5 protein-coding genes are annotated in these 5,564 nt (G+C 58.9%); 4 read left to right on the plus strand and 1 reads right to left on the minus strand.

The window, feature by feature from the left end; all coding sequences use genetic code 11:
* The 4 genes from AC1DWF_RS29785 to AC1DWF_RS29800 all read left to right on the plus strand — a co-directional run.
* Positions 1-902 (plus strand): porin (locus AC1DWF_RS29785; protein ID WP_476842407.1); only part of this gene is annotated, 902 nt, incomplete at its 5' end.
* Positions 903-1,390: 488 nt separating this feature from the next.
* On the plus strand, positions 1,391-2,296 hold the full coding sequence (locus AC1DWF_RS29790; RefSeq protein WP_476789162.1) for an NAD-dependent epimerase/dehydratase family protein: 906 nt from the start codon (positions 1,391-1,393) through the stop codon (positions 2,294-2,296).
* 20 nt (positions 2,297-2,316) lie between these two features.
* On the plus strand, positions 2,317-2,760 hold the full coding sequence (locus AC1DWF_RS29795; protein WP_476786005.1) for a nuclear transport factor 2 family protein: 444 nt from the start codon (positions 2,317-2,319) through the stop codon (positions 2,758-2,760).
* A gap of 67 nt (positions 2,761-2,827) precedes the next feature.
* On the plus strand, positions 2,828-3,694 hold the full coding sequence (locus tag AC1DWF_RS29800) for an SDR family NAD(P)-dependent oxidoreductase (protein ID WP_476786006.1): 867 nt from the start codon (positions 2,828-2,830) through the stop codon (positions 3,692-3,694).
* Between the two features lie 789 nt (positions 3,695-4,483).
* Here the strand turns inward: AC1DWF_RS29800 and AC1DWF_RS29805 are convergent.
* On the minus strand, positions 4,484-5,494 hold the full coding sequence (locus tag AC1DWF_RS29805; protein WP_476786720.1) for an IS30 family transposase: 1,011 nt from the start codon (positions 5,492-5,494) through the stop codon (positions 4,484-4,486).
* Positions 5,495-5,564 lie beyond the last annotated feature (70 nt).

Here is a 5,564-nt window from a genome sequence, read left to right on the forward strand (position 1 = left end):
GCTGGAACAAGAATGCCCTGGCCCGTCTGAAGTTCGATGCCCGTTCGGAAACCGAATACGGCACGTTCCGTCGTTACATCGAGTTCCAGGCGAGCATCCAAGGCAATGGCGGCTGGACCAACACTCCGGGCGCTGGTCGGGTTGAGGGTGAGCCGGGCGAATACTGGCGAGGCGTTAAGGGCGAAAGCGGCACGGCTCTCCGTTTTGCTTACTTCGAACTCGGCGGCCTGCTCGTCGGTCATGCCGACACCCTGTTCGACGGCGACCTCCTTGGCGAGTTCGACTCGGGCGGTGGCACACGCATCAACCAGATCCGCTACACGTTCGACGCCGGCAACGGCATTGCAGTGTCGATGGGCCTGGAAGAAGAGTCGGACAACTTCGACTACGTCCCGTTGGTCACCGGCAAGGTTGCGATCACGCAGGGCTGGGGTTCTCTCAATCTGTATGCTGGTTATGACGATGCCTACGGTGAGTTCGCCCTCAAGGCGATYGGCAACGTAAAGGCGACCGACGCTATCACCTTGCAGGTTCTGGCCGGCTACGAATCGGGTCCGACCTTCTGGTCCGTCAACGCTATCGGTGGCACCGAAACCCTGGCAGCAGTCGGTCCTTACCATGGCTACGCCTGGACGCTCGCTGGTTACCTGAAATACCAGGTCAACGAGAAGCTGTCGGTCGGCTTCGGCGGTCAGTACTTCGGCGATGCGCATGACGACAACTTGAACGATCGCCCGGATGGCGGCGCTAACGATTACTCACTCGGAGCAGTCGTCGACTACAAAATCGTCGAGAACCTGAATGCAAAACTAGCCCTCAACTATTTCGATGGCGACACATTCGACGATTTCGGCAACGGCGGCGGCTTCAACAGTTTCCTGCGCCTCGACGCTACGTTCTAATTGATCTGCTAGCATAGGCAAAGCAAATCGTGGTATCGGATTGCGGGTTGCTTTTGCCTTACTCATCGGCTGGTGGATGTCTTGGCCTTCTCGCCAGCCGACACGCTACAGGCGTCGGCGCCCGCTTTCGTGTGGCTTCCTGACCGTCTCCATAGACGGGACAAAGCTGGCACTGCCATTGGCAAAAACCTGCGCACACTGCTGTCTGGGTTTCCGCAACCCATTCCTCCCGTGTTGGCGCCCTGATTGAGGCACTAAGACCCACTCGAGCGAACGTGGGTTTCCCACAAATTAGAGCCGCTTCGACGCCATCGCGCTGGCTGATTTCAGGTGAAGCAAATTCTCGCAACTGTCGAAGCATCAACGCTCGCCCTGCTTAAAACTGCGACGAAGCCCTCCAGGACTTTGTTAGTCGATACGGACGATGTCTCTCCGGCTAGGCTGCCTATCGTGCCGTGCAGCAAATTGAAAATGCCCAGGAACAGCGCATGAAAATCCTTATCGTCGGCGGCACGGGCATGATCGGCGGCCACACTGCGGCTTATCTCAAGGAGCAAGGCAACGAGGTTGTGTTGGCGGCACGCAAGCCGGCGCCCGAAAACACGCCGATGGCCGCTTATCCGACCATCTATGGCGACTACACCAAGGGTGATTTCTCGGCGGACGATCTCGCGCCGTTTGACGGCATCCTGTTTGCAGCAGGCAACGATATCCGCCACTTGCCGAAGGGTGTCGACGAAAACGAGTTCTGGACCAAGATGCAGATCGAGGGCGTTCCGGACTTTGTCGAACTGGCGCGCAAGGCAGGCGTCCGCCGCGTCGTCCATATCGGCAGCTACTATCATCAGGTCATGCCGAACCTGGTCGAAACCAACGCTTATGTGCGCGGCCGCAGCCTCGCAGACGAGGGCGTGCGCGCACTGGCGACCGACGACTTCAATGTCTCGACGCTCAACCCACCTTCCATCGTCGGGTATGTAAAGGGATTGCCGACCAAGCGCTACGAGACGCTGATGGCCTATGCGCGCGGCGAGTTGGACCTGCCGATTTTTGCGCCGCCGGGCGGCACCAACTACATGTCGGTGCAGTCGCTTGCAGAAGCCATCTGGGGGGCGTTCCAGGACGCCGAAAGCGGCAAGGCCTATCTCATCGGTGACGAGAACTTGACCTTCCAACAGTATTTCCAGGCGCTGTTCGATGCCGTCGGTAACCCGCATCGTGTCGACGAGCGCAACGAGGAACATCCGCTGCTGCCTGATATGTTCATTGTGCCGGGACGTGGCAATGTCCTTGCCTACGAGCCAGACGTCGATGAAACCAAACGCCTTGGCTACCGCCGCAACGACGTGCAGCGCGCCATCCGCGAGGTGTTTGCGCAGGTCTCCGGCGAGTAACGCGAATTCGGGAGAACGGCATGGCAGACGATCAAGCAGCGCTGCTTATGGCGATGGCGCTCAGACGCGTATCCGAACGCTACGCCTATGCTGTTGACAGCGGCGACGGCGCCTTGCTCGCCGCGCAGTTCACACCTGACGGTGTCGTAGAATCCCCGCGCGGAAAATTCGAGGGCTGCGAACAACTGTGCGGCATTCCGGCCATGGTCGCGGGCCGTTATCTCAAAACATTCCATGCCGTGCTCAACCAGATCATCGAGCCGATCGAGGGCGGGGCCGAGGGCGAGACCTATTGCATCGCACGGCACTACTCCCGCGATCCGGCCGGACACTACCTTTGCTATGAAATGACCATCCGCTATCGGGACCGTTTTGCCCGCACCTCCGATGGTTGGAAGCTCGCCCGCCGTGCCCTAACGGTGGTTGGCACTCACACCTATGAGGCGCAGGAAACGCCGAACTAGTGAGCGTTTCATGGGCCCGATCCGAAATGCGCCGGGCGACATCGACTTACAGACTGCGGAGGACAGCATGCCCGACGAAATCTCGATCCTTGGACTGGCAGGAAAAGTAGCGCTGGTGACCGGCGCCGGCGCCGGTATTGGCCGCGCCACGGCCGAACTCTATGCCCGTGCCGGCATGAAGGTCGCGATCGCGGAGATCGAGCCCGCGCGCGTCGCATCGGTTCGCGAGGCGCTTGGCAAAGAGCATCTCGTCATCGAGGCGGACGTACGCAAGGCGACCGATGTCGCCAGGGTGATCGAGGCGGTCAAGGATCGCTTTGGCAGGCTCGATGTGCTGGTCAACAATGTTGGCGACTATCTCGGCTACAAGACCGCGTTCGAACACTCTACCGAACAAGAGTGGGAAGCGCTCTACGGCGTCAATCTGCTGCACATGTTCCATATGAGCAAGGCGTCGATCCCGTTGATACGGTCAAGTGGCTCAGGTGGGAGCATCATCAACGTCTCGACCATCGAGGCTTTTCGCGGCATCCCGATGACGGTGGTCTATTCTGCCTTCAAGGCGGCGATTACCGGTTTTACTCAGAGCCTCGCCGTCGAACTCGGTCAGCATGGTATCCGTGTAAATGCGATTGCGCCCGAGACTACCAATTCGGCACAAATCGTGGCGACGCCGCGCGTGCCGCCTGAAAACCGCGATTACCTCAAGCGCTGGTTCCCGATCGGCCGGTTTGGGGAGGGCGCGGACTCGGCAGGTGCTGCGCTATTCCTCGCCTCCGAGCTCCTGTCGGGCTGGGTATCGGGCACGACGATCCATGTCGATGGCGGCGTGCTCGCCGCTGGCGCATGGTCACGACTACCAGGCGACGCCGGCTGGACACACCTGCCCGTCATCGAGTCTGATGGCTACACGCCACGCCCCCACGCCAAGTAGGGGCCAGACAGTCGAACAGGTCGAAGCATCCGTATAGTCGGCAATGACGCAGCTGAACGCCTCGTTGTAAGGATTAGCCGTGGCCGGTGTTTAAATCTGGCTAGGATCGATTTGACGCCAAGGCGACAGCCGATGTCGGCAACATCTCGACTTAGCCAGTCTTATTTGAACAAGTGGTTACATCGGTCTTCAGGGTTGGATTGCGCCTGAGCCCCACCATCGGCAATCGGCGCCGACCGGAACGACGTCCAACGACAGCCTGCCGCTATCTCTCGTCGCCAAAGCTTTTTCGCGCCGGACGCCGCTACGCATTGGTCCAAAAATCAATTGGAAATAGCCCAGACGCTGACCGTGAGTTGAAATCAAGTGAATAAGTGCTTCTTTTTTTTGATACATACATTAGATTATCTACAAATATCAGCCGCTGATTTCAGCAATTCAGGGCATGTATTTTCCTAATTTCCCCACCATCGAAAAATATTGTTGCTGAGCGGTTCGCCTATTACCATCATTCTAGTTGCCGCTACATCAAGTTTTGTGAACTCGCAGACTCCAGCGGCGAATTGTCCAAGATGAGAGAGTTTCTATGAAACGCATGCTGAAAGTAGCGCTGGCCGCCTTCCTGGATGGCCGTGGCCACGATGCAAGTCGCTGATCTTGCTCCCCAACGCTGACCTTCGACCAGCATCCCAAGAGGCGACGACTGTCGCATCTCTAACTGGCCTATGTGTCGCATCTCTAAAATGCCGTGTGAGTTATCGTCGAAGCGCGACTTTGCAGCGGCTCAGGTTAGCCTGACCTGCTCGGGGCCGTCATCATCTTTTGGCGGAACACTTCAGACGGCGTCTTGAAGCCGAGGCATTTACGCGGCGTGGTATTGAGGCGGTCGCAAATGCCCTTCAGGTCGCTGTCGTTGACCGACAGCGGATCGAGGTCCCGCGGCAGCCATTTGCGAGCCCTGCGGTTGGTGTTTTCAACCGAACCTTTCTGCCACGGCGACTGCGGGTCGCAAAACCAGGTTTGCACGCCGAGCCCGGCCTGGAGATACGGCCAGTCGGTGAATTCGGTGCCGCGATCAAAGGTGATCGAACGGCGTGCGGCATGGGGAAGGGCGCTCAAGGTCTCGATCAGCCGGTCCATGATCGGCTTCGATTGCCGGTCGTTGTTGCGCAGGAACACCGCAAAGCGGCTGACCCGTTCAACCAATGATGTGACGTTGGCCTTGCCGAACTTCTTGCGGAATTGGATCAGGTCGCATTCCCAGTGACCAAGCTGCTTTCGCTCTCTGACGATGTCGGGGCGGTGCAGAATGCTGAGTTCTGGGCCGAATCTTCGGCCATGACGGCGCCGGGCATGGCGTGGCCGGCGGCGCGCCCGACGCTCGGGCAGATAATGCCACAGCTTCATCTCCTGGCCCTCGCTCGAATAGGCAAAGCGGTAGATCGTCTCGTGACAGACCCGCGTCGAACTTCTCTCGAACTGCAGTCGGCCAGCGATCTGCTCTGGCGACCAGCCATGCTTGATCCGCTCGATGATGGCCGATCGCAGGCGCGGAAACCGCACCAGCTTGCGATATCGGCTGCGGCGCTCTTTGGCCATACTGTCGGCCGTGACACAGAAATAGCCGGTCAGATCCGCCATCTCCGCGTCCTCGAAGATGTTCCGGCGCAACTCGCGGAAAATCGTCGAACGATGCCGGCCGAGCTTCTCGGCGATCACATCGACACTGACCCCAGCCTGACGCCAGCGGGCGATCTTGCGCCGCTCATCGAGATCAATCTGCGAGTAGGTGCGTTTCATCTGCGCTTCCTTGCTTACGATAACCCATTGGTATCGCTGCAAAGTCGCACTTCAAGGTAGAACCCACCCC

This window comes from Aminobacter sp. P4_D5 (genome assembly GCF_056401815.1).